The sequence below is a fragment of the Pseudomonas sp. MPB26 genome, assembly GCF_046605355.1.
In the GTDB taxonomy this organism is placed as follows: Bacteria; Pseudomonadota; Gammaproteobacteria; order Pseudomonadales; family Pseudomonadaceae; genus Aquipseudomonas; species Aquipseudomonas cedrina.
This window is the reverse complement of record NZ_CP176793.1, coordinates 957,146-980,615: the sequence shown is the minus strand read 5'-3', so window position 1 is coordinate 980,615 and position 23,470 is coordinate 957,146. Positions and strand designations below refer to the sequence as shown.

Here is a 23,470-nt window from a genome sequence, read left to right as displayed (position 1 = left end):
CGCGGGTGTGTTCCTTTCAGCTAAGGTCGCGGTGGCGGACCTGGACGTTCTTGAGGGTTTTTTGCAGCACCTGGCCCAGGCGCTCGGTCAGGTAGACGGAGCGGTGGTGACCGCCAGTGCAGCCGATGGCAATGGTGACATAGGCCCGATTGCTGGCGGCGAAGCGCGGCAGCCATTTGAGCAAGTAGCTGGAAATGTCCTGGAACATCTCCTCTACATCCGGTTGCGCGGCCAGGTAATCGGCCACCGGCTGGTCCAAACCGGATTGTTCACGCAGCTCCGGCTTCCAGTAGGGGTTTGGCAGGCAGCGCACATCGAATACCAGATCGGCATCCACCGGCATGCCCCGCTTGAAGCCAAACGACTCCACTAGAAACGCCGTGCCCGGCTCCGGCTGGTTCAACAGGCGCAGTTTTATGGCATCGCGCAACTGATACAGGTTGAGGCTGGTGGTATTGATCTTGAGGTCGGCCAGGTCAATGATCGGCCCCAGCAGCTTGGTTTCGTCTTCGATGGCTTCGGCCAGCGAACGCTGGGCGCTGCTGAGGGGGTGACGTCGACGGGTCTCGGAGAAGCGCTTGAGCAGGGTCTCTTCGTCGGCGTCCAGGTACAGCACGTCGCAATGGATGTGCTTGGCGCGCACTTCCTCGAGCAGTTCGGGGAACCGTGAGAGGTGGCTTGGCAGGTTGCGGGCGTCGATCGAAACCGCGACCAGCGGCTGCGCCAGCTCCGTGTGGATCAGTGCGCGCTCGGCCAGTTCCGGCAGCAGGCCGGCGGGCAGGTTGTCGATACAGTAGAAACCGCTGTCCTCAAGAACATTGAGGGCGGTGCTTTTACCCGAGCCGGAACGGCCGCTGACGATGATCAAACGCATGGTTACTGCCCGTTCTGTTCATCCAGGACAACCTGGTACAGCGCCTCGTTGCTGCTGGCACTGCGCAATTTGTCGCGTACTTCCTTGCGGTCGAGCATGCTGGCGATCTGCCGAAGCAGTTCCAGGTGTTTATCGGTGGCGGCCTGTGGGACCAGCAATACAAACAGCAGGTCAACCGGGGCGCCGTCGATGGCGTCAAAATCAATGGGAGCGTCCAGATGCAGCAGGGCGCTGACCGGTGTCTCGCAGCCTTTCAGGCGGCAGTGAGGAATGGCGATGCCGTTGCCAAAACCGGTGGAACCGAGTTTTTCACGGGCAATCAGGGCCTCGAAAACATCTTGCATCTCCAGCTCAGGCACTTGGCTGCTGATCAGGTTGGCAATTTGTTCAAGGGCGCGCTTTTTACTGCCGCCCGGCACGTTCACAAGGGAACGGCCGGGGGTCAGGATGGTTTCAAGTCGGATCATGGGGGGGGAGTTAACGACCTGTACCTTGCATCAGGTGCAGATTCTTTTCCTTATGCTTTTTGAGTTGGCGGTCAAGCTTGTCGGTGAGCAAGTCGATCGATGCATACATGTCTTCATGCTCGGCGTTAGCAACCACTTCGCCACCGGGAATCTGAAGGGTCGCCTCGATTTTCTGCTGAAGCTTATCGACCTTCATGATGACCTGCACGTTGGTGATCTTGTCGAAATGTCCTTCAAGCTTCTTCAGCTTCTGCTCGACGTATTCGCGCATCGGAGGGGTGACTTCTACATGGTGTCCACTGATGTTGACTTGCATACAGCTTCTCCTTCGTTGCCAGTGCATAAAGCGACAGGTAAGGAATACCTGCCACTGGAACGCTGCGGCCCGCCCGTCACATCAAACGCTTACGCTCGCTGGAAGGCGCGATCCCGAGGGACTCGCGGTACTTGGCGACGGTTCGACGGGCGACCTGAATGCCTTGTGCCTCCAGTAAACCAGCGATCTTACTGTCACTCAATGGCTTTTTCTGATTTTCCGCGGCAACCAGTTTCTTGATGATCGCGCGGATCGCCGTGGACGAGCATTCGCCGCCTTCGGAGGTGCTCACATGGCTGGAGAAAAAGTATTTCAGCTCATATATACCCCGTGGGGTATGCATGAATTTTTGCGTCGTTACCCGGGAAATCGTCGATTCGTGCATGCCTACCGCCTCGGCGATGTCATGCAGCACCAGCGGCTTCATCGCTTCGTCGCCGTATTCCAGGAAGCCGCGCTGGTGCTCGACGATCTGGGTGGCGACTTTCATCAGGGTTTCGTTGCGGCTTTGCAGGCTCTTGATGAACCAGCGCGCTTCCTGCAGTTGGTTACGCATGAAGGTGTTGTCGGCGCTGGTATCGGCGCGGCGCACGAAACCGGCATATTGCGGATTGACCCGCAGGCGCGGCACCGACTCCTGGTTCAATTCCACCAGCCAGCGCTCGTTGTCCTTGCGCACGATCACGTCGGGGACTACATATTCGGCCTCGCTGGACTCGATCTGCGAGCCAGGGCGCGGGTTAAGGCTCTGTACCAGCTCGATGACCTGGCGCAGGTCGTCTTCCTTGAGCTTCATGCGGCGCATCAACTGGCTGTAGTCGCGGCTGCCCAGCAGGTCGATGTAATCGGTGACCAGACGCTGGGCCTCGGCGAGCCAGGCGGTCTTGGCGGGCAGCTGGCGCAGTTGCAGCAGCAGGCATTCGCTGAGATTGCGCGCGCCGATACCGGCGGGCTCGAATTGCTGGATGCGATGCAGGACGGCTTCGATTTCGTCCAGCTCGATGTCCAGCTCCGGGTCGAACGCCTCGAGGATTTCCTCTAGTGTCTCGTCCAGGTAGCCCTGATTGTTGATGCAATCGATCAGGGTCACGGCGATCAAGCGATCGGTGTCCGACATCGGTGCAAGGTTCAGTTGCCACAGCAGGTGGCTCTGCAAGCTCTCGCCAACAGAAGTACGGGTAGTAAAGTCCCACTCGTCATCATCGTTGCTGGGCAGGCTGCTGGCGCTGGTCTGGTAGACGTCTTCCCAGGCGGTGTCGACGGGAAGTTCGTTGGGAATGCGTTCGTTCCAGTCACCTTCCTCAAGGTTGTCCACCGTGGGGGCGGTTTCCTGGTAGGAGGGTTCCTGCACGTCGGAATTGGGTTTTTGCTCGATGTTGTCGGCCAGCGGGTCCGCATTATCGAAGTCGTCGCCTTCTTCTTGGCGTTCGAGCATCGGATTGGATTCCAGGGCCTCCTGGATTTCCTGTTGCAGGTCCAGGGTCGACAATTGGAGCAGGCGGATGGCCTGTTGCAGCTGCGGTGTCATCGTCAGCTGCTGGCCCATTCTCAGGACTAGCGATGGTTTCATGGCAGGGGCTTAACACCTTATTCGCCGGCGCAATGCGCCATCCACGACAGGGCGCGTGAGCGCCAAACATAAGCAAATTATATGCCTGATATCGGGGGCTTTGCCTAGAGCGCGGTAACAATAAAAATCCGGAGGTTTTCATTGACTCCCGCGCACCTTGGCAAACGGCCTTTCACCGCCTTTTTCAGACAGGCTGGCTTACAGGCGGAACTCATGACCCAAGTACACTTCCTTGACCAGCTCGTTGGCCAGGATGGTGGCGGAATCGCCCTCGGCGATCAGCTGGCCATCGTTGACGATATACGCGGTTTCGCAGATATCGAGGGTCTCACGGACGTTGTGGTCGGTGATCAGCACGCCAATGCCCTTGGCCTTGAGGTGATGGATGATCTGCTTGATATCCCCAACGGAAATTGGGTCGACGCCGGCAAACGGTTCGTCCAGCAGGATGAACTTGGGTGCGGTGGCCAGGGCGCGAGCGATTTCTACACGACGACGTTCACCGCCGGAAAGGCTCATGCCGAGGTTGTCGCGGATGTGGTTGATGTGAAATTCCTGCAGCAGGCTTTCCAGCTCTTTGCGGCGGCCGTCACGGTCGAGTTCCTTGCGGGTCTCGAGAATGGCCATGATGTTGTCGGCTACCGACAGTTTGCGAAAGATCGACGCTTCCTGCGGCAGATAGCCAATACCGGCGCGGGCACGGCCGTGCATCGGCTGGTGGCTCACGTCCAGGTCATCGATCAATACACGACCCTGATCCGCCTGGACCAGGCCGACGATCATGTAGAAGCAGGTGGTCTTGCCGGCGCCGTTGGGGCCAAGCAAGCCGACGATCTGGCCGCTGTCGATCGACAGGCTGACGTCGCGCACGACCTGACGGCTTTTATAGGCCTTGGCCAGATGCTGGGCTTTCAGGGTTGCCATTACTCGGCCTTCTTCTTCGGCTGGATAACCATGTCGATGCGTGGGCGTGGCGCGCTGACCTTGGTGCCGTTGGCACGCCCAGCCTGCGCGACCTGGGTCTGCGTGTTGTAAACGATCTTCTCGCCTTCGGTAGAGTTACCGTCAGCACTGAGCACCTTCGCCTGGTCGATCAGAACGATGCGATTTTGCTGCGCATGATATTGGATAGTTTTGCCATAGCCCTTCATCGGGCCAGGATCTTCTGCTTTTTGCTTCTGTTCGAAGTAAGCCAGGTTACCCACCGAGGTCACCACGTCGATGTCGCCGGCCTGCGTGCGAGTCAGCGTCACCGTGTTGCCGGTGATCTTCATCGAGCCCTGGGTGATGATTACACCGCCCGTGTAGGTGGCGACGCCTTGCTTATCGTCCAGTTGCGCATCGTCAGCCGAAATGTGGATCGGCTGCTGGCTATCGTTCGGCAGAGCCCAGGCGCTCACGCTTCCCAGTGCTGCGCCCAGGCCGAGCAAAATAGGGAGAGTTTTAACGAGCCTCATACTGTCCTCTTACGTTCGATAGCAGGTGTATCCTGCTTTCTTTCAAATACGCTTTCATTCCCTTGCCAGTCGATACACCGCCAGCGCCGTCGATTCTAACGTCTTGCTCGGTCTGCGCATATTGCTTCTGCGGGAATACGGTCATGCGACTGCTGGTAATCACGGTGTCGCGGTTTTTATCGTCAGTACGCGCAACGCGCACCGAGTCGATCAGTTCCACCTCGGTACCGTCCGGGTTGACCTCACCACGCTTACTGGTGACGTGCCACGGGAACTCGGTGCCGCGGTAAATGTTCATGTCGGGATTGGTCAGCAGCGTGACTTCGCTGGCTTTGACATGCTCGACCTTGTCTGAGGTCATCTCGTACTGCAACTTGCCATCGGGCAGGAACTGCACGCTCCTGGCATTGGTGGCGTAATAATCGATAGTGCCTTCGTCAACCTGCGCGGCAGGCTGGTCGAGAAAGCGCTCCGGGCTGATATTCCAGTAGCCCACCGCCAGGAACAGCGCGGCGATGACCCCGAATAGCAGGAAGTTGCGAATCTTTTTGCTCAGCATAAAACGCTCTATAAGTAGGCGGCGTGGGCCGCTTCAAGGCTGCCCTGGGCACGCAGGATCAGCTCGCAGAACTCGCGGGCGGCGCCTTCACCGCCACGGGCGGTGGTGACGCCATGGGCGTGCTCGCGAACAAACGCCGCCGCATTGGCGACGGCCATGCCCAGGCCCACTCGGCGAATCACCGGCAGGTCGGGAAGGTCGTCGCCCAGGTAGGCGACCTGCTCATAGCTTAGGTTGAGTTGGCCAAGAAGCTCGTCCAGGACCACCAGTTTATCCTCACGGCCCTGATACAGGTGAGCAATTCCCAGGTTTTGTGCGCGGCGTTCCACAACGGGGGTTTTTCGGCCGCTGATAATCGCCGTCTGCACGCCCGCCGCCATCAGCATTTTGATGCCCTGGCCGTCGAGGGTGTTGAACGTCTTGAATTCGCTGCCGTCCTCGAGGAAATACAGGCGGCCATCGGTCAGCACGCCGTCGACGTCGAAAATCGCCAGCTTGATGTGCTTGCCGCGTTGCAACAGGTCGCTGCTCATCTACATCACTCCCGCACGCAGCAAGTCGTGCATGTTCAGGGCGCCAATCGGACGGTCATCACTATTGACCACCACCAATGCGCCGATCTTGTGGTCTTCCATGATCTTCAATGCTTCGGCTGCGAGCATTTCAGGGCGAGCGGTCTTGCCGTGGGGCGTCATCACCGCATCAATGGTGGCAGTGTGAATATCGATGGCGCGGTCCAGGGTGCGGCGCAAATCACCGTCGGTGAATACGCCGGCCAGGCGCCCATCGGCTTCCAGGATCACAGTCATGCCAAGGCCCTTGCGGGTCATTTCCATCAGCGCGTCCTTGAGCAGCGTGCCGCGCTGGACGTGGGGCAATTCATCGCCCGAGTGCATGACGTTTTCGACTTTCAACAGCAGGCGACGTCCCAGGGCACCGCCCGGGTGCGAAAACGCGAAGTCCTCGGCGGTAAAGCCGCGGGCTTCCAGCAACGCCACGGCCAAGGCATCGCCCATGACCAGCGCGGCGGTCGTGGAGGAGGTTGGCGCCAGGTTCAGCGGGCAGGCCTCGTGGGCCACGTGAACGTTGAGGTTTACTTCGGCGGCCTTGGCCAGTGTCGATTCCGGGTTGCCGGTGACGCTGATCATCTGGATGCCCAGGCGCTTGATCAGCGGCAGCAGGGTCACGATTTCGTTGGTGGTGCCAGAGTTGGATAGTGCCAGGATGATGTCATCCTTGGTGATCATGCCCATGTCGCCATGGCTGGCCTCGGCCGGGTGCACGAAGAACGCGGTGGTCCCGGTGCTGGCCAGCGTGGCGGCGATCTTGTTGCCGACGTGACCCGATTTGCCCATGCCGACCACGACCACTCGGCCCTTGCTGGCCAGAATCATCTCGCAGGCGCGTACGAAATCTGCGTCGATATGGGCCAGCAAGCCTTCTACGGCTTCAAGCTCGAGGCGGATGGTGCGTTGCGCGGATTGGATAAGGTCGCTGGATTGGCTCATGTCTGAATCGTATAGCCTGACGAAAAGTCGGCGATTATAACGGTAATGATCAATTCCCTCACGCAAGTTCGTCAGGGTTTGTACGCGATGCGCGTGAGATTCATCTCAAACAACGTTTTTTCCCTGCCTCCAATCTGAACTAGCGCAGTTCCGGCCTTGGGCGACTTGTACCAGCAGTGATATAGTTCGCCGCCAGTTCGGCCCGCCCTGCCCATGCGCCAACTAATGCGAGTTATTTGCACAGGCGTTGCAAACGTTTGTCGCAAGCGTGGTGTCTGAGTGAGAGGCTGCATCCCAAGGAGTTTAGATGAGTGCCGATAACGCCTACGCGGTCGAGCTGAAGGGCCTTTCCTTCAAGCGCGGGACGCGCAGCATCTTCAATAACGTCGATATTCGCATTCCCCGCGGCAAGGTCACGGGCATCATGGGGCCTTCCGGCAGCGGCAAGACCACCCTGTTGCGCCTGATGGGCATGCAATTGCGCCCCAGCGCCGGCGAAGTGTGGGTCAACGGCCAGAACCTGCCGACCCTGTCGCGCAGCGATCTGTTCGACGCGCGCAAGCACATGGGTGTGCTCTTCCAGAGTGGTGCACTGTTCACTGACCTCGATGTGTTCGAGAACGTGGCCTTTCCGTTGCGGGTGCATACCCAGCTGCCTGATGAAATGATTCGTGACATTGTGTTGCTGAAATTGCAGGCCGTAGGCCTTCGCGGTGCCATCGACCTGATGCCCGACGAACTGTCCGGCGGCATGAAGCGTCGTGTCGCCCTGGCGCGTGCCATCGCCCTCGACCCGCAGATACTCATGTACGACGAGCCTTTTGTTGGTCAGGATCCCATCGCCATGGGCGTGCTGGTACGTCTGATCCGCTTGCTCAACGATGCGCTGGGCATAACCAGCATCGTGGTTTCCCATGATCTTGCAGAAACCGCGAGCATTGCCGATTACCTCTATGTAGTGGGCGATGGCCAGGTGCTGGGCCAAGGCACGCCCGAGGAACTGATGAACGCCGACAACCCGCGCATTCGCCAATTCATGACCGGCGATCCCGATGGCCCTGTGCCTTTTCACTTTCCGGCAGCGGATTACCGCTCAGATCTTCTGGGGAAGCGCTGATGCGCAAGACATCTCTTATCGAGAAGGTTCGCCTTTTCGGTCGCTCGGGCATCGACGTTGTCGAAGTGCTGGGCCGTTCGACGATTTTCCTGTTTCACGCCTTGCTTGGCCGTGGTGGCATTGGCGGCGGTTTTGGCCTGCTGATCAAGCAGCTGCATTCAGTTGGCGTGATGTCGCTGGTCATTATTGTGGTGTCGGGTATCTTCATCGGCATGGTGCTGGCGTTGCAGGGCTTCAATATCCTTTCCGGCTACGGTTCGGAGCAGGCCGTTGGGCAGATGGTCGCCCTGACGCTGTTGCGCGAACTCGGGCCGGTGGTTACGGCATTGCTGTTTGCGGGTCGCGCCGGTTCTGCGCTGACCGCCGAAATCGGCAACATGAAGTCCACCGAGCAATTGTCCAGCCTGGAAATGATCGGCGTGGACCCGCTCAAGTATATTGTTGCGCCGCGCCTGTGGGCCGGTTTCATTTCCCTGCCTCTGCTGGCGATGATCTTCAGCGTGGTGGGTATCTGGGGCGGTTCGTGGGTGGCGGTTGACTGGTTGGGCGTCTACGACGGCTCCTACTGGGGCAACATGCAAAACAGTGTGACCTTCAGCGGTGACGTGCTCAACGGCATCATAAAGAGCATCGTCTTCGCCTTTGTAGTGACCTGGATCGCCGTATTCCAAGGCTACGACTGTGAACCCACCTCAGAAGGGATCAGTCGCGCCACCACCAAGACCGTTGTGTACGCCTCGCTGGCGGTACTGGGCCTTGACTTCATTTTGACCGCCTTGATGTTTGGAGATTTCTGATGCAAAACCGCACTGTGGAAATCGGTGTCGGCCTTTTCTTGCTGGCTGGCATCCTGGCTTTACTGTTGTTGGCCCTGCGAGTCAGCGGCCTGTCGGCCAGCCCCACCGCCGATACCTATAAACTTTACGCGTACTTCGACAATATCGCCGGTTTGACTGTCAGAGCTAAAGTGACCATGGCCGGTGTAACGATCGGCAAGGTCACGGCAATCGATCTGGACCGCGACAGCTTCACCGGTCGAGTGACCATGCAACTGGATAAGAAGGTGGATAACCTGCCGACCGACTCCACTGCATCTATCCTCACCGCGGGTTTGCTGGGCGAGAAATACATCGGTGTCAGCGTGGGCGGGGAAACAGCTCTGCTCAAGGATGGTTCGACAATCCACGACACACAGTCGTCGCTGGTGCTTGAAGACCTGATCGGTAAATTCCTGCTTAATACGGTCAACAAAGACGCCAAATGAGGAATCTGTACATGATCTCTACCTTGCGACGTGGCCTCCTGGTACTGCTTGCAGCGCTGCCTTTGATGGCCAACGCAGCAGGTTCTGCACACGAGCTGGTGCAGGACACGACCAACAAGATGTTGGCTGACCTTTCAGCCAACAAGGAAAAGTACAAACAGGATCCAACCCAGTTCTACAATGCGCTCAACACTATTGTTGGCCCGGTGGTCGATGCCGAAGGCATCTCGCGCAGCATCATGACGGTCAAGTATTCGCGCAAGGCAACACCCGCCCAGATGCAGACCTTCCAGGAAAACTTCAAGAAAGGCCTGTTCCAGTTTTACGGCAATGCGCTGCTTGAATACAACAACCAGGGCATCACCGTCGCTCCAGCCGGGGATGAGTCCGGCGATCGCACCAGCGTGAACATGAGCGTCAAGGGCAACAACGGCGCCGTCTACCCTGTGCAGTACACGCTGGAGAAGGTCAACGGCGAGTGGAAGCTGCGTAACGTGATCATCAACGGCATCAACATTGGCAAGCTGTTCCGTGACCAGTTCGCCGATGCCATGCAGCGCAATGGCAACGACCTGGACAAAACCATCAATGGTTGGGCCGGTGAAGTCGCCAAGGCCAAGGAAGAAACCGATAAAGCTGCCGGGAAGCCCGCGCAATGACCGAGTCGGCCGTTCGTCTCGGCGACGCCGGCGAGCTGTTCCTCAGCGGCGTGCTGGATTACCGCACCGGGCCTGGCCTGCGCAAGCAGGGCCAGGCACTGATCAAGACCAGCACCGCGCCTGCGCTGGTGCTGGACTGCTCGGCGGTGACGAAGTCCAGCAGTGTCGGTTTATCGTTGCTGCTGTGCTTCATGCGTGACGCTGAGGCAGCCAAAAAACCGGTCAGCATCCGCGCGATGCCGGAAGACATGCGCGAAATTGCCGAGGTCTCCGGCTTGAACGAGCTGTTGATGCATCCTTAATACACGTTTATTAGAGAAGCCCCCCGTCAGAGTCCTGCCATGCGGGGTTCGCAGGCGCGGGGCTTTTTTGTATGATGTGCGACCCGCGCGCACTGGGCGCCGATAGAGGTTGAGCATGCAGGCCCTAGAAGTTAAGAGCTTTCTTGAAGGAAAGCTGCCGGAAACGACCGTAGAAGTTGAAGGCGAAGGCTGCAACTTCCAGTTGAATGTGATTAGCGATGAACTGGCGGCACTTAGCCCGGTCAAGCGTCAGCAGCAGATCTATGCCCATTTGAACCCGTGGATCACCGATGGCAGCATCCATGCGGTCACTATGAAATTTTTCAGCCGCGCGGCCTGGGCCGAGCGCACCTGAGCCCCCAAGGCGTCGAGAGTTCTTATGGATAAATTGATTATTACCGGCGGTGCCCGCCTTGATGGCGAAATTCGCATCTCCGGTGCAAAAAACTCCGCCTTGCCGATCCTGGCAGCGACCCTGCTGTGTGATGGCCCGGTGACCGTGGCCAACCTGCCGCACCTGCACGACATCACCACCATGATCGAGCTTTTCGGTCGCATGGGCATTGAGCCTGTGATCGACGAAAAGCTCTCGGTTGAAATCGACCCACGCACCATCAAGACCCTGATCGCCCCGTACGAGCTGGTGAAAACCATGCGTGCGTCGATCCTGGTGCTCGGTCCGATGGTCGCGCGTTTCGGCGAAGCCGAAGTTGCATTGCCTGGCGGCTGCGCCATCGGCTCGCGTCCGGTTGACCTGCACATTCGCGGCCTGGAAGCCATGGGTGCAATCATCGACGTCGAAGGCGGCTACATCAAGGCCAAGGCGCCGGAAGGCGGCCTGCGTGGCGCCAGCTTCTTCTTTGATACCGTCAGCGTGACCGGTACCGAGAACATCATGATGGCCGCTGCCCTGGCCAAAGGCCGCAGCGTACTGCAAAACGCCGCGCGCGAGCCGGAAGTGGTTGACCTGGCCAACTTCCTGAACGCCATGGGCGCGAAGGTTTCCGGTGCCGGCACCGACACCATCACCATCGATGGTGTTGAGCGTCTGCACACCGCAACCTACAAAGTGATGCCCGACCGCATCGAGACCGGTACCTACCTGGTTGCCGCCGCCGTCACCGGTGGCCGCGTCAAGGTCAAGGACACCGATCCGACCATCCTGGAAGCGGTCCTGGAAAAACTGCGCGAAGCCGGTGCCGAAATCACTACCGGTGAAGACTGGATCGAACTGAACATGCACGGCAAGCGACCAAAAGCCGTCAACGTGCGTACTGCTCCGTACCCGGCGTTCCCGACCGACATGCAGGCACAGTTCATTTCCCTGAACGCGATTGCCGAAGGCACCGGTGCCGTCATCGAGACCATCTTCGAAAACCGCTTCATGCACGTGTACGAACTGCACCGCATGGGCGCGAAGATCCAGGTCGAAGGCAACACCGCCATCGTGACCGGCACTGAAAAGCTCAAGGGCGCGCCCGTCATGGCGACCGACCTGCGGGCTTCGGCCAGCCTGGTAATCTCGGCGCTGATCGCCGAAGGCGATACCCTGATCGACCGCATCTACCACATAGACCGTGGTTATGAGTGCATCGAAGAGAAACTGCAGATGCTCGGCGCCAAAATCCGCCGCGTACCGGGCTAGTTCCGGTAGCTGCGAACTTTGTCACTGTGGCGAGCGGGCTTGCCCCGCGTTGGACTGCGTAGCAGTCCCGTTTTGGGGGGCGCTACGCAACCCAGCGCGGGGCAAGCCCGCTCACTACAAGGCACCGGGCGGTATGCTGAATCTGTTTCAAATCGAGGCTGTAATGGCCTCGATCTGTGTCTGGCGCCGTATGCGACCAGGCAGCAATAGTCTGATGAAGGATTGACGTTTCCCATGTTGACCATCGCACTGTCCAAGGGCCGCATCCTTGACGATACTTTGCCGCTTCTGGCTGAAGCGGGCATCGTGCCGACCGAGAATCCGGACAAGAGCCGCAAGCTGATCATTCCCACGACCCAGGACGATGTTCGCCTTCTGATCGTGCGGGCTACCGACGTGCCGACCTACGTGGAACATGGCGCGGCCGACCTGGGCGTCGCCGGTAAAGACGTACTGATGGAATACGGCGGCCAGGGCCTGTACGAGCCATTGGACCTGCGTATCGCCTTGTGCAAGCTGATGACCGCCGGCCGTGTCGGCGACGTCGAGCCAAAAGGGCGTCTGCGCGTGGCCACCAAGTTCGTCAACGTTGCCAAGCGCTACTACGCCGAGCAAGGGCGTCAGGTCGACATCATCAAGCTCTATGGTTCGATGGAGCTGGCGCCGCTGATCGGCCTGGCCGACAAGATCATCGACGTGGTCGACACTGGCAACACCCTGCGCGCCAATGGCCTGGAACCCCAGGATTTCATTGCCGACATCAGCTCCCGCCTGATCGTCAACAAAGCTTCGATGAAAATGCAGCACGCCCGTATCCAGGCGTTGATCGACACCCTGCGCACCGCAGTGGAGTCTCGACACCGCGGTTGACTCACCCGCGTAGCCCGAAGGCTGCGCCCGTCTATCCGCCTCATAGCCAGAATTCTCAGGTGCCCAAGCGGAGCGAACGGTAGTTTAGGGCGCCTGAGTTTTGCCAATCCTATGAGGCCCTCGCTATGACCACGTCCACTGCAATTGCCCGACTCAACGCTGCCGACCCGGATTTCGCCCATCATCTGGATCATCTGCTGAGCTGGGAAAGCGTGTCCGACGACTCGGTCAACCTGCGGGTGCTCGACATCATCAAGGCCGTGCGCGAGCGCGGGGATGCGGCGCTGGTGGACTTTACCCGTCAGTTCGATGGCCTGGATGTCAAATCCATGGCCGACCTGATCCTGCCGCGCGAACGCCTCGAGCTGGCCTTGACGCGCATCACCGCGCCGCAGCGCGAAGCTCTTGAAGTGGCGGCGGCGCGCGTGCGCAGCTACCACGAAAAACAGAAACAGGACTCCTGGAACTACACCGAGGCCGATGGCACCGTGCTCGGCCAGAAGGTCACGCCCCTGGACCGCGCCGGTCTGTACGTGCCGGGTGGCAAGGCGTCCTACCCGTCGTCGGTACTGATGAACGCAATCCCGGCCAAAGTGGCGGGCGTGACCGAAGTGGTCATGGTCGTGCCGACGCCGCGCGGTGAAATCAACGAACTGGTGCTGGCGGCTGCCTGCATCGCCGGGGTCGACCGTGTGTTCACCATCGGTGGTGCCCAGGCCGTCGCGGCCCTGGCCTATGGCACCGAAAGCGTGCCGAAGGTCGACAAAGTGGTCGGCCCCGGCAACATTTATGTCGCCACCGCCAAGCGCCACGTATTCGGCCAGGTCGGTATCGACATGATCGCCGGTCCCTCGGAAATCCTCGTGGTCTGTGACGGCCAGACCGATCCGGACTGGATCGCCATGGACCTGTTCTCCCAGGCCGAGCACGACGAAGACGCCCAGGCCATCCTGGTCAGCCCGGACGCCGAGTTTCTCGACAAGGTCGCCGCCAGCATCGATAAGCTGTTGCCGACCATGGATCGCGCCGAGATCATCGAGAAATCGATCAATGGCCGCGGTGCGCTGATCCTGGTGCGTGACATGGCGCAGGCCATTGACGTGGCCAACCGCATTGCGCCGGAACACTTGGAACTGTCCGTAGCCGATCCACAAGCCTGGCTGCCGTCAATTCGCCATGCCGGTGCGATCTTCATGGGCCGTCACACCAGTGAAGCCCTGGGTGACTATTGTGCGGGCCCCAACCACGTGCTGCCGACCTCCGGCACCGCGCGTTTCTCGTCGCCGCTGGGGGTGTATGACTTCCAGAAGCGCTCGTCGATTATCTTCTGCTCGCCACAGGGCGCTTCCGAGCTGGGCAAGACCGCTTCGGTCCTCGCCCGTGGCGAGTCCCTGAGCGCCCACGCCCGCAGCGCCGAATACCGCATCCTGGAAGAGGGGAACTGAGGCATGAGCAAATTCTGGAGCCCCTTCGTCAAGGACCTCGTGCCTTACGTGCCCGGCGAGCAGCCGAAACTGACCAAGCTGGTCAAGCTCAACACCAATGAAAACCCCTACGGCCCATCGCCCAAGGCATTGGCGGCGATGCAGGCCGAGCTGAACGACAACCTGCGTCTGTACCCGGACCCCAACAGCGACCTGCTCAAGCAGGCGGTGGCCACGTATTATGGGATCGACGCAGGAAAGGTGTTTCTCGGCAACGGGTCCGACGAAGTCCTCGCGCACATTTTCCATGGCTTGTTCCAGCACGATTTGCCGCTGTTGTTCCCGGACATCAGCTACAGCTTTTATCCGGTCTACTGCGGCCTCTACGGCATCACATCCTACCCGGTGCCGCTGGACGAACAGTTCCAGATCCGCGTGGCAGACTATGCCAAGCCCAACGGGGGGATCATCCTCCCCAACCCGAACGCGCCGACCGGCTGCGTGCTGGCGCTGGACGCGGTGGAACAGATCCTTAAGGCCAGCCCGGATTCGGTAGTGGTGGTGGATGAAGCCTATATCGACTTCGGAGGCGAGACGGCCATCAGCCTGGTGGACCGCTACCCCAACTTGCTGGTGACGCAGACCCTGTCCAAATCGCGCTCACTGGCCGGTTTGCGTGTGGGCCTGGCCGTTGGCCACCCGGACCTCATCGAGGCGCTGGAGCGGGTCAAGAACAGCTTCAACTCCTATCCATTGGATCGCCTGGCGATTGCCGGCGCGGCGGCCGCGTTCGACGACCGTGAGTACTTCGATAAGACCTGCCGGTTGGTGATCGACAGCCGCAACACGCTGGTCGCACAGCTGGAGGTTAAAGGCTTTGAGGTGCTGCCGTCAGCGGCCAATTTCATATTCGCGCGCCACCCACGGCACGATGCAGCCGGCCTGGCGGCCAAGTTGCGTGAGCAGGGTGTGATCGTGCGCCATTTCAAGCAGGCGCGCATCGCCCAGTTCCTGCGGATCAGCATCGGTACGCCGGAGCAGAACCAGGCGTTGATCGATGGGCTTGGTGAGCTCTAAGCCACACTGAAAATCAAAAATGTGGGAGCGGGCTTGCTCGCGAAAGCGGAGTGTCAGTCGATACATGTTTGACTGATGCACCGCCTTCGCGAGCAAGCCCGCTCCCACATTTGGTTTTGTCGCGTTACTTAGAGCAACGGCTCATCCGGCTTCTTGGTCTTCCAGCCATCGTTGCCCGGCAGCAGCAGGTTCAAGCCAATCGCGACTACCGCACACAGGGCGATGCCCTTGAGGCCGAAATCATCCGGGCCGTCGCCGGTGCCGACCAGCACACCACCAATCCCGAACACCAGGGTCACTGACACAATCACCAGGTTGCGCGCTTCGCCGAGGTCAATCCTGTGGCGGATCAGGGTATTCATGCCCACCGCCGCAATCGAGCCGAACAGCAGGCACAGAATCCCGCCCATCACCGGCACCGGAATACTCTGCAGCAGCGCGCCGAACTTACCGATAAATGCCAGGCTGATGGCAAACACCGCCGCCCAGGTCATGATCTTAGGGTTGTAGTTCTTGGTCAGCATCACCGCACCGGTCACTTCGGCGTAGGTGGTGTTCGGTGGGCCGCCAAACAGGCCGGCGGCCGTGGTGGCAATGCCGTCACCCAGCAGGGTGCGGTGCAGGCCGGGCTTCTTCAGGTAGTCGCGACCGGTCACGCTGCCCACCGCAATCACACCGCCAATGTGTTCGATCGCCGGGGCCAGGGCCACCGGGACGATAAACAGGATCGCCTGCCAGTTGAATTCCGGCGCGGTGAAATGGGGCAAGGCGAACCACGGCGCGGCGGCGATCTTTGCGGTGTCAACCACGCCAAAGTAGAACGCCATGGCAAAACCCACCAGCACGCCGGAAATGATCGGCACCAGGCGGAAAATGCCCTTGCCGAATACCGCTACGATCAGGGTCGTAAGCAGCGCCGGCATCGAGATCATCATGGCGGTCTGGTAATGGATCAGCTCGGCACCGTCTCCGGACTTGCCCATCGCCATGTTCGCGGCGATCGGCGCCATCGCCAGGCCGATGGAAATGATCACCGGCCCGATCACCACCGGCGGCAGCAGCCGGTCGATAAAACCGGTGCCTTTGATCTTCACCGCCGCGCCGAGGAAGGTGTAAACGAAACCGGCCGCCATCACCCCGCCCATGGTCGCCGCGAGGCCGAACTGGTCCTTGGCGAGAATGATCGGGGTAATGAAGGCGAAGCTCGACGCCAGGAAGACCGGTACCTGGCGCCCGGTCACCACCTGGAACAGCAACGTGCCCAGGCCCGCGGTGAACAGTGCGACGTTTGGATCAAGGCCTGTGATCAGCGGCATCAACACCAGCGCGCCAAATGCCACGAAGAGCATTTGTGCGCCAGACAGGATCTGGCGCCAAAGCGGGTCGTTGAATTCATCCTGCATGCTCAACCGTCCTTCTGCTTGGTGCCGAAGATCTTGTCACCGGCATCGCCAAGGCCTGGGATGATGTAGCCGTGTTCGTTCAAGCGTTCGTCGATGGACGCCGTGTAGATCTGCACGTCCGGGTGGGCTTTCTCGACGGCGGCAATGCCTTCGGGCGCAGCCACCAGCACCATGGCGCGGATGTCCTTGCAGCCGGCTTTTTTCAGCAGGTCGATGGTGGCGACCATGGAACTGCCGGTGGCGAGCATCGGGTCGATGATCATCGCCAGGCGCTCATCGATTTCCGGGACGAGTTTTTCCAGGTAGGTGTGGGCCTGCAAGGTTTGTTCATTGCGCGCTACGCCCACGGCGCTGACCTTGGCGCCCGGGATCAGGCTGAGGACGCCTTCGAGCATGCCGATACCGGCGCGCAGGATAGGCACGACGGTGATTTTCTTACCGGCGATTTTCTCGACCTGGACGGTTCCCGCCCAGCCTTGAATATCGTAGGTTTCCAAGGGCAGATCCTTGGTGGCTTCGTAAGTGAGCAACGCTCCGACTTCCTGAGCAAGCTCACGGAAATTCTTCGTGCTAATGTCGGCGCGGCGCATAAGGCCGAGTTTGTGTCGGATCAGCGGGTGGCGGATCTCGCGAGTGGGCATGGGAAAGGCTCCGGCGGCGGGCAAAAAAACCGGCCTAGATTAATCTATCCGAGGGTGTTGTCCTATAGACATCACCTACGTTAGTCCATAAAGGCTTGCTCGGAGCGCATGAGAAGCGTACCTTCGCTCGCTTTTCTTGCCACCGCACCCCTTGGAGAGCGCCATGTCCGCTGATCTCGAGCATATCCGTCAAATCATGCGCGAGGCTGACTGCCTGTACACCGAAGCGCAAGTCGAAGCAGCGATCGCCAAGGTCGGCGCACACATCACCCGCGAAATGGCGGACACCAACCCGGTGGTTTTCTGCGTGATGAACGGCGGCCTGATTTTCGCCGGCAAATTGCTGACGCATCTGCAATTCCCGCTGGAGGCGTCTTACCTGCACGCCACCCGCTATCGCAACGAAACCACCGGCGGCGACCTGTTCTGGAAAGCCAAGCCGGAAGTCTCGTTCATCGATCGCGACGTGCTGATCATTGACGACATCCTCGACGAAGGTCACACCCTGGGCGCGATCATCGACTTCTGCAAACACGCCGGAGCGCGTAAAGTGCACACCGCCGTACTGATCGACAAAGACCACGACCGCAAGGCGCGCCCGGATCTGAAGGCCGATTATGTTGGCTTGCCGTGCATTGACCGCTACATCTTCGGTTACGGCATGGACTACAAAGGCTACTGGCGCAACGCCAATGGCATTTTCGCCGTCAAAGGGATGTAAACCATGACCCGCTTTCTTGATCAGACATTGTTTACCGAGCTGGCCGAGAAGGCGGCCGCCAGCCCCCGTGGCCGGCACCACCACAACTTCCACCAGATGGACGAGCCGTGCCACCGCCTGGCCGTGGGCTTGCAACCCAGCACCTATGTGCCGCCACATCGGCATCTGAGTGCCGACAAAGCCGAAACCTTGCTGGTGGTTCAAGGCAGCCTGGGCCTGCTGGTGTTCAGCGAAACCGGCGAAGTGCTCGCCAAGCGCATCATGCAGGCAGGTGGTGAATGTTCCGGCGTCGATCTGCCGCCCGGCGTGTTCCATGGCTTGGTGGTGCTGGCACCCGACACCGTGATGTTCGAGTGCAAAGCCGGGCCTTATCGTCCGGTAGGCGAGGGTGAACTGGCTGAGTGGGCGCCGCGTGAAGGCGATGCGGGCGTGGCCGAGTATCAACGCTGGATGCTCGCGCAGTTCGATTGAGCTACAGTGCTGGGCTATCTCGCACGGAGCGGCCCATGAACCTGTTTTTGATACGCACCTGCGCCGCCCTGGCGCTGACCCTGAGTTTGCCCCTGGCCGCCGCCCCGGCGCTGATGCACAGCCAGTTCCTGCCGCCCGACGACCTCACCCTGCGTACCGAAACCCCTGACCAGCAGCAATTGCTGCAGGTCACCGAGTACGCGGTAACAGTGGGCAACCAGCGCCAGTCCAACCAGCAACCGATCCCGGTGACCTCGCCGCTGGTGGTCCGCCTCAAGGGCAAGTCCCTGAACAAGGGCGCGACCATCAGCCAAGTGGTGCTCAATTTTGACGCTGAAAGCAAAAGCCTGAAAAAGCCGGTGTACGACGACAAGAGCAAAACCTTGACCTTGTCTTACCCCGTTGCTCAATACCGAGTCATCGTTGATTTGCTGCGCAACGACACGGTGTATGTACAGTTCCTCAGCTATGCCAACGGGCATATATGGGCGGACCTGCATACAGGCTCTGTTCGCGCACGGTAGTAAGAGCACAGAGTAACCAAATGTGGGAGCGGGCTTGCTCGCGAATACGGTATATCAGTTAAAGATAAGTTGGATGACCCACCGCATTCGCGAGCAAGCCCGCTCCCACATGGGGTCTGCGTCGCTTCCGAAGCTTGCGCGCCGCAGGTAAACTGCTCCTCCGTGTAATGTCCGCAGGCTGGAGTCGGTAATGCGTAAAGATAAGAAACAGGTGATTGGCGACGAAATCGGCGACGATCAGATCAAGTTGTTCCTGGACTTCGAGCCGGTCGACGCAACTTCGCCCTCCCTGCACAAACTGATCAAGGCCTACCGTGGCCTGCGTATCGACGATTTCGAGCGGTTCCTGGGCTTTTTCAAGGAGGCCGGCCTGGACCTCGACGGCAAGGATGAGCATGGCCAGACGTTCGTCGACCTGATCAAGGACCAGCGTAACGCCGCTGAGTACATCGAGCTGATCGACAACGCTCGCGGCTGATTCCGCAACCATAAAAAAACGCCCCGTTCTCGCAAGAGTCCGGGGCGTTTCGCTTTCACTGTAGGAGCGAGCTTGCTCGCGAAGAACCTGAGAACACCGCGTTAAACCAGGCGCGCTGCGTCATCGTTAACGTTTTTCGCGAGCAAGCTCGCTCCTACAAGTTCCAGGCTGATGTTGTTCTGCGTGTTGATCTTGCGATACAGCTCGGCATCGGTCTCCAGGACTTTTTCCCGGGCCGGGAAGATCTCGTGCAGTTTGGCCGCCCACTCACCGGCAGCTTTTTCCGGGAAGCAGCGCTCGATCAGTTCCAGCATGATCGAAACCGTCACCGAGGCACCTGGGGACGCGCCCAGCAGTGCCGCCAGCGAGCCGTCCTTGGCCGCCACCAGTTCGGTACCGAATTGCAGCACGCCGCCTTTTTTCGGGTCTTTCTTGATGATTTGCACCCGTTGGCCGGCCACTTCCAGGCGCCAGTCTTCGGCCTTCGCCTCAGGGTAGAAGCGACGCAGGGATTCCAGGCGCTGCTCCATGGACTGGCGCACTTCGCTGACCAGGTACTTGGTCAGGTCCATGTTGTCCCGCGCCACGGCCAGCATCGGGCCGATGTTGCCGGCGCGAATCGACAGCGGCAGGTCCATGAACGAGCCGTGCTTGAGGAACTTGGTGGTGAAACCGGCATAGGGCCCGAACAGCAGGGATTTCTTGCCGTCCACCACGCGGGTGTCCAGGTGGGGGACGGACATCGGCGGCGAACCCACGGCGGCCTGGCTGTAGACCTTGGCCTGGTGGTGTTTGACCACTTCCGGATTGTCGCAACGCAGCCATTGGCCGCTGACCGGGAAGCCGCCGAAACCTTTGCTTTCTTCTATGCCCGAGGCTTGCAGCAGTGGCAGCGCCGCGCCACCGGCGCCCAGGAACACGAATTTGGCATCCACTTCACGGCTGTTGCCGCTGTTGACGTCCTTGATGCTGACGGTCCAGCCGGCGCCGTTGCGTTTGAGACCCGTGACACGCTTGCAGTATTTGACCTGGGCATCGGCCGAGCTGGTCAGGTGGCTGAGCAGCTGAATCGTCAGGGCGCCGAAGTTGACGTCGGTACCGTTCATGACACGGGTGGCGGCGATTTTTTCGTCGAGCGGGCGGCCCGGCATCATCAGCGGCATCCACTCAGCCATCTCGCCACGGTCTTCGGTGTAGTGCATGTCCGAAAACGCGTGGTGCCGGCTGAGCGTTTCAAAGCGCTTCTTGAGGAAATCCACGCCTTTTTCGCCCTGCACGAAGCTCAGGTGCGGCACCGGGCTGATAAAGGATTTGGACGAGCCAAAGGTGCCCTTTTGGGTCAGGTACGCCCAGAACTGCTTCGACACCTCGAACTGGGTGTTGATATGCACGGCTTTCTTGATGTCGATGGAGCCATCGGCGGCCTGGGGTGTGTAGTTCAGCTCACACAGCCCGGCGTGGCCGGTACCGGCGTTGTTCCACGGGTTGGAACTTTCCGCGGCACCCGAATCCATCAGCTCAACGACTTCCAGCTTGAGGCCGGGGTCGAGCTCTTTGAGCAGTACGGCCAGGGTGGCACTCATGATGCCGGCCCCTACCAGTACGACGTCGACTGCTTCGTTATGCGCCATTTAACGCGTCTCCAAAATCTGCAGCACCAAATTGACGGCATGGCTGCCAGGAGTGACGGGGCGGTTCACGTGTTGCCCCAGGTTACCCATGGCCAGGATTGCCATGTCCGATTCGCAATTCTTTGCATGTTCAGCGCACGCTTGCTGCCAGCTAATCTGCCTATGAACGCATTCATGGGCGCCTGTGGCAATTCGACTTATGGTCAAAGCGTGCGATTCGTGCAATCAATCCGTAGCGGACAGGCTCAAGCTCCGGTTGTCGAGGCGCGCTCGGTCCTGTTGGGTTGGGCTGTTCCAGACGCTGATGGTGCTTGTACAAACGCCAAACTATTCATTTGCTCGCCACACTCTTGTGAAGTTGTGAATACCCGTTTTTTTCACGCTCTTTTGAAGACGTGAACCTCAAAAAAGGGCTGCCCCCGTCTGGCACCTGGCCCGCAACACTTTTGCCGACACGGCAAAACGGGCAAACAACTCAAGTGGCCGAGCGTAATGGCAGCTCTGGCAGATTCGGTAAAGGCGGGTGGTTTGCAAGGAATACAGCAAGCGCGCCAGCTTCACACGATCTGTGTGGGCGGCTCTCTGTGGGCGATTCTTGGGCTAATGCCGAGGCATTAACGATGCTGCGAGGCCCGATCAGGAGACGTCCTTATAATCGGGGGGAGATTGTAGCGAAGAACGCCAGGGAAATGGGCGTGTTTTATGACTTTTATTAGGTGTTCGGTCAGGCGGCCAACGGCTGGTGCCGTTGCGACCGCGCAGGCCGTGGGCTGACACGGGCGCGGGCAGGCAGCGGATGGTGCATCCAGCTCAGGCGGATTTCATCGATTTCCACCCAGCCCTCGCCCGTGGGAGGTTGGCGGCATTCTTTGAACGCCTGGCAACGGCCTTGCGCATCAAGCAGGGCGAACTGACGAAGGGCGGGCTTGCGCGTGAACAATGACCAGAGAAAATGCATGGTGATCAGCCTCCTGAAATTAAGGCCAAGCATGCCTGCCCAGGATGACGGGCCTATGTAACGGGTGTGACATATCGGTGACATCGAACCGCTCCCGAGGGAAGGGGTCACAGGTTGTAACTGATGCTGGTTCCCCGCAGTGGCGCCCCGCTATACTGCCGGCCTGTCGGTACCTGATTTCTGGAGAGAAGAGCATGTTGCAACGCCTGTTGTTCGGTTTGATCACTTTGACCAGTTTGACCCTGGTTGGCTGCGCCAACAGCCCGCAACAACTGACCCCGGAGCCGAAGATCACCACGCAACTTGCCCCCGTGGGCCACGGCCAGCCGGTGTCGGTGCGTGTGGTCGATGGTCGTCCGTCGCCTACGCTCGGCTCGCGCGGCGGCCTGTATCCGGAGACTGCGCTGATTTCGGTGAACGCTCAGGACGTGCTGCCCAAATTGCAGGCCCAGGCTGAAGCTGCCGTGCGTTTGCTGGGGTTCACGCCCAGCCCCAACGCGCCAGGTGCGCCGCAGTTGACGGTCACCCTGGCCGAATTGAAGTATCAGTCGCCTAAAGAGGGTCTTTACGTGACCGAAGCCTCCATCGGTGCGACCTTCAAGTCCGACGTCTCCGCCGGCACCCGCCGTTACAGCGGTCGCTACGCAGCGTCGTTGAACCAGCGTTTCGGCATGTCGCCGAACCAGGACACCAACACCAAGCTGGTCAGCGATGTCCTGAGTGACGCCTTGACCCGTCTGTTCAAGGACCCAAGCATCGGTTCGCTGCTCAGCGCGCAATAACCGATCCTGTAAAAAACCGGGCTCAGTGATGAGCCCGGTTTTTTTTCGCCTGCAGTTTTACGCGGCGGTGTCGATACAGAAATCCAGCAGGCTCACCCCCGTCAACAGATCGGTCTCCGGCAAGTCCGCATGCTGATGCCCGCCAAGGGCGCAATACACCAGCCAGTGGCGGTCCTGCACGTTGAACGCCAGGCCGCCGATCAGCGCCTCTTGCTCGTCGCTTTGGGCGATCAGGTACAACCGATCCTGGTTTTGCGCGTGCAGCATGACAAGCTCCTAAAGCGTCGAAGGGCAACAGAGTGGACTGTTAAGGTGACGTTCAGGTGACGCTGTAAATTACTGGATACAGTTGTCGTCAATGGGGGAGGGAGCGTTTCGGGCGCAGGAGGCCACTATCGTTCAGATGTGTATCTGAACCGATACCCAGACACTGTGTTACCGAGGTTTGCGATGGCGTCGTCCGCACTGTTGATCAATGTTGTTGCTTTAGCGGTGGCTTGCCCAGGGGCGGCGCTGCTGTTCATTACCCGCCTGCGCGAACAGCGCGCGATGGCCGACCTGGGCGCGCAAAGCGAAGACCGCGCGATCGACCAGCCGATGTTGTTCCTGGATGTGCGCACCGAACGGGCGCATCGCTTGGCGTATCGCATTGGGTTCGTTTGCCTGGGCCTTGCGTTGGCGACTTCCTGGCTTAGCACCCACCTGTAAAAACACCGCTAAACAAATGTGGGAGCGGGCTTGCTCGCGAATGC

At 59.7% G+C, this 23,470-nt stretch carries 30 protein-coding genes; 16 read left to right on the top strand and 14 right to left on the bottom strand.

The features are described from left to right. Window positions 1–16 precede the first annotated feature (16 nt). From rapZ to ACLH0H_RS04590, 9 genes are all read right to left on the bottom strand, one after another. Window positions 17–874, bottom strand: coding sequence for an RNase adapter RapZ (gene rapZ / locus ACLH0H_RS04630; RefSeq protein ID WP_411381162.1), 858 nt, complete (start codon window positions 872–874; stop codon window positions 17–19). Between the two features lie 2 nt (window positions 875–876). Beyond that, window positions 877–1,341: a PTS IIA-like nitrogen regulatory protein PtsN gene (ptsN, locus tag ACLH0H_RS04625; protein WP_411381161.1), complete on the bottom strand. Its 465-nt coding sequence runs from the start codon at window positions 1,339–1,341 to the stop codon at window positions 877–879. 10 nt (window positions 1,342–1,351) lie between these two features. Continuing rightward, the gene (hpf, locus tag ACLH0H_RS04620) at window positions 1,352–1,657 is read right to left on the bottom strand and encodes a ribosome hibernation-promoting factor, HPF/YfiA family (RefSeq protein WP_057724572.1); all 306 of its coding nucleotides are present in this window, start codon (window positions 1,655–1,657) and stop codon (window positions 1,352–1,354) included. A gap of 76 nt (window positions 1,658–1,733) precedes the next feature. Then, window positions 1,734–3,227: an RNA polymerase factor sigma-54 gene (locus tag ACLH0H_RS04615; RefSeq protein WP_076951180.1), complete on the bottom strand. Its 1,494-nt coding sequence runs from the start codon at window positions 3,225–3,227 to the stop codon at window positions 1,734–1,736. Window positions 3,228–3,425: 198 nt separating this feature from the next. Then, entirely contained in the window at window positions 3,426–4,151 is a 726-nt protein-coding gene (gene lptB, locus ACLH0H_RS04610) for an LPS export ABC transporter ATP-binding protein (RefSeq protein WP_003171806.1), read from the bottom strand. Continuing rightward, window positions 4,151–4,684 (bottom strand): lipopolysaccharide transport periplasmic protein LptA, encoded by a 534-nt coding sequence (lptA, locus tag ACLH0H_RS04605; RefSeq protein ID WP_307387103.1) that lies wholly within the window; start codon window positions 4,682–4,684, stop codon window positions 4,151–4,153. Before lptA ends, lptB begins: the two co-directional genes overlap by 1 nt. After that, window positions 4,671–5,243 carry an LPS export ABC transporter periplasmic protein LptC gene (gene lptC, locus ACLH0H_RS04600; RefSeq protein ID WP_411381160.1) on the bottom strand — a complete coding sequence of 191 codons (573 nt, stop codon included), beginning with the start codon at window positions 5,241–5,243 and terminating at the stop codon, window positions 4,671–4,673. Before lptC ends, lptA begins: the two co-directional genes overlap by 14 nt. An 8-nt stretch (window positions 5,244–5,251) precedes the next feature. Beyond that, window positions 5,252–5,776, bottom strand: coding sequence for a KdsC family phosphatase (locus ACLH0H_RS04595; protein ID WP_411381159.1), 525 nt, complete (start codon window positions 5,774–5,776; stop codon window positions 5,252–5,254). Next, window positions 5,777–6,751, bottom strand: coding sequence for a KpsF/GutQ family sugar-phosphate isomerase (locus tag ACLH0H_RS04590; RefSeq protein ID WP_076951184.1), 975 nt, complete (start codon window positions 6,749–6,751; stop codon window positions 5,777–5,779). It lies immediately after the preceding gene. Window positions 6,752–7,058: 307 nt separating this feature from the next. Between ACLH0H_RS04590 and ACLH0H_RS04585 the strand changes: the two genes are divergently transcribed. The 10 genes from ACLH0H_RS04585 (at window position 7,059) to hisC (ending at window position 15,109) form a co-directional block, all read left to right on the top strand. Further along, a complete protein-coding gene (locus ACLH0H_RS04585) occupies window positions 7,059–7,868 on the top strand; it encodes an ATP-binding cassette domain-containing protein (protein ID WP_076951185.1) in 810 nt (269 codons plus the stop codon). After that, entirely contained in the window at window positions 7,868–8,665 is a 798-nt protein-coding gene (gene mlaE / locus ACLH0H_RS04580) for a lipid asymmetry maintenance ABC transporter permease subunit MlaE (RefSeq protein ID WP_076951186.1), read from the top strand. Before ACLH0H_RS04585 ends, mlaE begins: the two co-directional genes overlap by 1 nt. Further along, complete coding sequence (gene mlaD / locus ACLH0H_RS04575) at window positions 8,665–9,132, top strand: outer membrane lipid asymmetry maintenance protein MlaD (RefSeq protein WP_003171814.1); 468 nt, start codon at window positions 8,665–8,667, stop codon at window positions 9,130–9,132. Before mlaE ends, mlaD begins: the two co-directional genes overlap by 1 nt. 11 nt (window positions 9,133–9,143) lie before the next feature. Next, a complete protein-coding gene (locus ACLH0H_RS04570; RefSeq protein ID WP_076951188.1) occupies window positions 9,144–9,791 on the top strand; it encodes a phospholipid-binding protein MlaC in 648 nt (215 codons plus the stop codon). Beyond that, window positions 9,788–10,093 carry a lipid asymmetry maintenance protein MlaB gene (locus tag ACLH0H_RS04565; RefSeq protein WP_411381158.1) on the top strand — a complete coding sequence of 102 codons (306 nt, stop codon included), beginning with the start codon at window positions 9,788–9,790 and terminating at the stop codon, window positions 10,091–10,093. The genes ACLH0H_RS04570 and ACLH0H_RS04565 overlap by 4 nt, the downstream gene beginning before the upstream one ends. Window positions 10,094–10,208: 115 nt before the next feature. Next, complete coding sequence (locus ACLH0H_RS04560; protein ID WP_003188597.1) at window positions 10,209–10,448, top strand: BolA family protein; 240 nt, start codon at window positions 10,209–10,211, stop codon at window positions 10,446–10,448. 24 nt (window positions 10,449–10,472) lie between these two features. Then, window positions 10,473–11,738, top strand: coding sequence for a UDP-N-acetylglucosamine 1-carboxyvinyltransferase (murA, locus tag ACLH0H_RS04555; protein ID WP_186688339.1), 1,266 nt, complete (start codon window positions 10,473–10,475; stop codon window positions 11,736–11,738). Between the two features lie 234 nt (window positions 11,739–11,972). Continuing rightward, window positions 11,973–12,608, top strand: coding sequence for an ATP phosphoribosyltransferase (gene hisG, locus ACLH0H_RS04550; RefSeq protein WP_003171824.1), 636 nt, complete (start codon window positions 11,973–11,975; stop codon window positions 12,606–12,608). Between the two features lie 125 nt (window positions 12,609–12,733). Continuing rightward, entirely contained in the window at window positions 12,734–14,053 is a 1,320-nt protein-coding gene (gene hisD / locus ACLH0H_RS04545; protein ID WP_411381157.1) for a histidinol dehydrogenase, read from the top strand. A 3-nt stretch (window positions 14,054–14,056) separates the two neighbouring features. After that, window positions 14,057–15,109 carry a histidinol-phosphate transaminase gene (gene hisC, locus ACLH0H_RS04540; protein WP_411381156.1) on the top strand — a complete coding sequence of 351 codons (1,053 nt, stop codon included), beginning with the start codon at window positions 14,057–14,059 and terminating at the stop codon, window positions 15,107–15,109. Between the two features lie 128 nt (window positions 15,110–15,237). Here the strand turns inward: hisC and ACLH0H_RS04535 are convergent, their stop codons facing one another. Continuing rightward, window positions 15,238–16,512 carry a uracil-xanthine permease family protein gene (locus tag ACLH0H_RS04535; RefSeq protein WP_076951194.1) on the bottom strand — a complete coding sequence of 425 codons (1,275 nt, stop codon included), beginning with the start codon at window positions 16,510–16,512 and terminating at the stop codon, window positions 15,238–15,240. A 2-nt stretch (window positions 16,513–16,514) separates the two neighbouring features. Beyond that, window positions 16,515–17,153 carry a uracil phosphoribosyltransferase gene (gene upp / locus ACLH0H_RS04530; RefSeq protein ID WP_076951195.1) on the bottom strand — a complete coding sequence of 213 codons (639 nt, stop codon included), beginning with the start codon at window positions 17,151–17,153 and terminating at the stop codon, window positions 16,515–16,517. A 163-nt stretch (window positions 17,154–17,316) separates the two neighbouring features. Here upp and ACLH0H_RS04525 point away from each other — a divergent pair, with 163 nt between their 5' ends. The 4 genes from ACLH0H_RS04525 (at window position 17,317) to ACLH0H_RS04510 (ending at window position 19,347) form a co-directional block, all read left to right on the top strand. Beyond that, on the top strand, window positions 17,317–17,874 hold the full coding sequence (locus tag ACLH0H_RS04525; RefSeq protein ID WP_411381155.1) for a hypoxanthine-guanine phosphoribosyltransferase: 558 nt from the start codon (window positions 17,317–17,319) through the stop codon (window positions 17,872–17,874). A 3-nt stretch (window positions 17,875–17,877) separates the two neighbouring features. Further along, window positions 17,878–18,345: a WbuC family cupin fold metalloprotein gene (locus ACLH0H_RS04520; RefSeq protein ID WP_411381154.1), complete on the top strand. Its 468-nt coding sequence runs from the start codon at window positions 17,878–17,880 to the stop codon at window positions 18,343–18,345. A gap of 35 nt (window positions 18,346–18,380) precedes the next feature. Continuing rightward, window positions 18,381–18,869, top strand: coding sequence for a hypothetical protein (locus ACLH0H_RS04515; RefSeq protein ID WP_411381153.1), 489 nt, complete (start codon window positions 18,381–18,383; stop codon window positions 18,867–18,869). A 190-nt stretch (window positions 18,870–19,059) separates the two neighbouring features. Continuing rightward, on the top strand, window positions 19,060–19,347 hold the full coding sequence (locus ACLH0H_RS04510; RefSeq protein ID WP_003188614.1) for a PA4642 family protein: 288 nt from the start codon (window positions 19,060–19,062) through the stop codon (window positions 19,345–19,347). A 101-nt stretch (window positions 19,348–19,448) separates the two neighbouring features. On the opposite strand, the gene mqo is transcribed toward ACLH0H_RS04510, so the two are convergent. Next, window positions 19,449–20,978 carry a malate dehydrogenase (quinone) gene (mqo, locus tag ACLH0H_RS04505; RefSeq protein ID WP_411381152.1) on the bottom strand — a complete coding sequence of 510 codons (1,530 nt, stop codon included), beginning with the start codon at window positions 20,976–20,978 and terminating at the stop codon, window positions 19,449–19,451. A gap of 724 nt (window positions 20,979–21,702) precedes the next feature. Beyond that, on the bottom strand, window positions 21,703–21,936 hold the full coding sequence (locus ACLH0H_RS04500) for a hypothetical protein (protein ID WP_411381151.1): 234 nt from the start codon (window positions 21,934–21,936) through the stop codon (window positions 21,703–21,705). 194 nt (window positions 21,937–22,130) lie between these two features. Here ACLH0H_RS04500 and ACLH0H_RS04495 point away from each other — a divergent pair, with 194 nt between their 5' ends. Then, window positions 22,131–22,718 carry a YajG family lipoprotein gene (locus tag ACLH0H_RS04495; protein ID WP_411381150.1) on the top strand — a complete coding sequence of 196 codons (588 nt, stop codon included), beginning with the start codon at window positions 22,131–22,133 and terminating at the stop codon, window positions 22,716–22,718. A 57-nt stretch (window positions 22,719–22,775) separates the two neighbouring features. On the opposite strand, the gene ACLH0H_RS04490 is transcribed toward ACLH0H_RS04495, so the two are convergent. Continuing rightward, window positions 22,776–22,985, bottom strand: coding sequence for a hypothetical protein (locus ACLH0H_RS04490; RefSeq protein WP_076951202.1), 210 nt, complete (start codon window positions 22,983–22,985; stop codon window positions 22,776–22,778). 183 nt (window positions 22,986–23,168) lie between these two features. Here ACLH0H_RS04490 and ACLH0H_RS04485 point away from each other — a divergent pair, with 183 nt between their 5' ends. After that, a complete protein-coding gene (locus tag ACLH0H_RS04485) occupies window positions 23,169–23,426 on the top strand; it encodes a hypothetical protein (RefSeq protein ID WP_411381149.1) in 258 nt (85 codons plus the stop codon). Window positions 23,427–23,470: the final 44 nt, after the last annotated feature.

What these genes read in the sequence shown, in the direction of transcription:
- lptC (WP_411381160.1), bottom strand. Translation starts at nt 5,243, where the DNA reads ATGCTGAGCAAAAAGATTCGCAACTTCCTGCTATTCGGGGTCATCGCC.
- hisG (WP_003171824.1), top strand. Translation starts at nt 11,973, where the DNA reads ATGTTGACCATCGCACTGTCCAAGGGCCGCATCCTTGACGATACTTTG.
- hisD (WP_411381157.1), top strand. Translation starts at nt 12,734, where the DNA reads ATGACCACGTCCACTGCAATTGCCCGACTCAACGCTGCCGACCCGGAT.
- ACLH0H_RS04595 (WP_411381159.1), bottom strand. Translation starts at nt 5,776, where the DNA reads ATGAGCAGCGACCTGTTGCAACGCGGCAAGCACATCAAGCTGGCGATT.
- ACLH0H_RS04565 (WP_411381158.1), top strand. Translation starts at nt 9,788, where the DNA reads ATGACCGAGTCGGCCGTTCGTCTCGGCGACGCCGGCGAGCTGTTCCTC.
- ACLH0H_RS04490 (WP_076951202.1), bottom strand. Translation starts at nt 22,985, where the DNA reads ATGCTGCACGCGCAAAACCAGGATCGGTTGTACCTGATCGCCCAAAGC.
- ACLH0H_RS04495 (WP_411381150.1), top strand. Translation starts at nt 22,131, where the DNA reads ATGTTGCAACGCCTGTTGTTCGGTTTGATCACTTTGACCAGTTTGACC.
- hpf (WP_057724572.1), bottom strand. Translation starts at nt 1,657, where the DNA reads ATGCAAGTCAACATCAGTGGACACCATGTAGAAGTCACCCCTCCGATG.
- ACLH0H_RS04525 (WP_411381155.1), top strand. Translation starts at nt 17,317, where the DNA reads ATGTCCGCTGATCTCGAGCATATCCGTCAAATCATGCGCGAGGCTGAC.
- hisC (WP_411381156.1), top strand. Translation starts at nt 14,057, where the DNA reads ATGAGCAAATTCTGGAGCCCCTTCGTCAAGGACCTCGTGCCTTACGTG.
- ptsN (WP_411381161.1), bottom strand. Translation starts at nt 1,341, where the DNA reads ATGATCCGACTTGAAACCATCCTGACCCCCGGCCGTTCCCTTGTGAAC.
- mlaE (WP_076951186.1), top strand. Translation starts at nt 7,868, where the DNA reads ATGCGCAAGACATCTCTTATCGAGAAGGTTCGCCTTTTCGGTCGCTCG.
- ACLH0H_RS04590 (WP_076951184.1), bottom strand. Translation starts at nt 6,751, where the DNA reads ATGAGCCAATCCAGCGACCTTATCCAATCCGCGCAACGCACCATCCGC.
- ACLH0H_RS04615 (WP_076951180.1), bottom strand. Translation starts at nt 3,227, where the DNA reads ATGAAACCATCGCTAGTCCTGAGAATGGGCCAGCAGCTGACGATGACA.
- ACLH0H_RS04585 (WP_076951185.1), top strand. Translation starts at nt 7,059, where the DNA reads ATGAGTGCCGATAACGCCTACGCGGTCGAGCTGAAGGGCCTTTCCTTC.
- lptA (WP_307387103.1), bottom strand. Translation starts at nt 4,684, where the DNA reads ATGAGGCTCGTTAAAACTCTCCCTATTTTGCTCGGCCTGGGCGCAGCA.
- ACLH0H_RS04515 (WP_411381153.1), top strand. Translation starts at nt 18,381, where the DNA reads ATGAACCTGTTTTTGATACGCACCTGCGCCGCCCTGGCGCTGACCCTG.
- ACLH0H_RS04560 (WP_003188597.1), top strand. Translation starts at nt 10,209, where the DNA reads ATGCAGGCCCTAGAAGTTAAGAGCTTTCTTGAAGGAAAGCTGCCGGAA.
- mlaD (WP_003171814.1), top strand. Translation starts at nt 8,665, where the DNA reads ATGCAAAACCGCACTGTGGAAATCGGTGTCGGCCTTTTCTTGCTGGCT.
- ACLH0H_RS04535 (WP_076951194.1), bottom strand. Translation starts at nt 16,512, where the DNA reads ATGCAGGATGAATTCAACGACCCGCTTTGGCGCCAGATCCTGTCTGGC.
- ACLH0H_RS04500 (WP_411381151.1), bottom strand. Translation starts at nt 21,936, where the DNA reads ATGCATTTTCTCTGGTCATTGTTCACGCGCAAGCCCGCCCTTCGTCAG.
- mqo (WP_411381152.1), bottom strand. Translation starts at nt 20,978, where the DNA reads ATGGCGCATAACGAAGCAGTCGACGTCGTACTGGTAGGGGCCGGCATC.
- ACLH0H_RS04520 (WP_411381154.1), top strand. Translation starts at nt 17,878, where the DNA reads ATGACCCGCTTTCTTGATCAGACATTGTTTACCGAGCTGGCCGAGAAG.
- ACLH0H_RS04485 (WP_411381149.1), top strand. Translation starts at nt 23,169, where the DNA reads ATGGCGTCGTCCGCACTGTTGATCAATGTTGTTGCTTTAGCGGTGGCT.
- upp (WP_076951195.1), bottom strand. Translation starts at nt 17,153, where the DNA reads ATGCCCACTCGCGAGATCCGCCACCCGCTGATCCGACACAAACTCGGC.
- ACLH0H_RS04510 (WP_003188614.1), top strand. Translation starts at nt 19,060, where the DNA reads ATGCGTAAAGATAAGAAACAGGTGATTGGCGACGAAATCGGCGACGAT.
- lptB (WP_003171806.1), bottom strand. Translation starts at nt 4,151, where the DNA reads ATGGCAACCCTGAAAGCCCAGCATCTGGCCAAGGCCTATAAAAGCCGT.
- murA (WP_186688339.1), top strand. Translation starts at nt 10,473, where the DNA reads ATGGATAAATTGATTATTACCGGCGGTGCCCGCCTTGATGGCGAAATT.
- rapZ (WP_411381162.1), bottom strand. Translation starts at nt 874, where the DNA reads ATGCGTTTGATCATCGTCAGCGGCCGTTCCGGCTCGGGTAAAAGCACC.
- ACLH0H_RS04570 (WP_076951188.1), top strand. Translation starts at nt 9,144, where the DNA reads ATGATCTCTACCTTGCGACGTGGCCTCCTGGTACTGCTTGCAGCGCTG.